At 39.2% G+C, this 344-nt stretch carries 1 pseudogene; it reads right to left on the bottom strand.

Features of this window, described 5'->3' with window-relative positions:
• Window positions 1-344: pseudogene (locus tag NW199_RS08730) on the bottom strand (hypothetical protein); the annotation flags it as partial.

Here is a 344-nt window from a genome sequence, read left to right as displayed (position 1 = left end):
TTAGTTGACGCATAGATATGCTTAATTGGCGCCTGCCCCTCTAAAACAACCTGCAAATAAAAGCGATTCTTTCCTTTGATTGTTTTGCGAACTAAACGGCAATATTTAACCTTTTTGAATCCGCTGCGACCTTCACTACGCAACGCCCTTTGAAGAAAGTCATCCTGAGGATCAATAAAAACACGATAGTCATGTTTGCACCAACTTAAAACAGATTTTTCAATATTAAATTTCAATCCTGTTTTATTGCTTTTGCCTTCAATGCTTCTTAATCCACGACTGAGAGATTTGAATCGCGGACGGCCTCCAAGACCTAGCTTATAGCGATTAACTGCTTGGAAGAT

The sequence above is a fragment of the Parasutterella secunda genome (assembly GCF_024733725.1).
In the GTDB taxonomy this organism is placed as follows: Bacteria; Pseudomonadota; Gammaproteobacteria; order Burkholderiales; family Burkholderiaceae_F; genus Aphodousia; species Aphodousia faecalis.
Note: the sequence above shows the minus strand (reverse complement) of the source record. Positions and strands in the feature narration are given on the sequence as shown.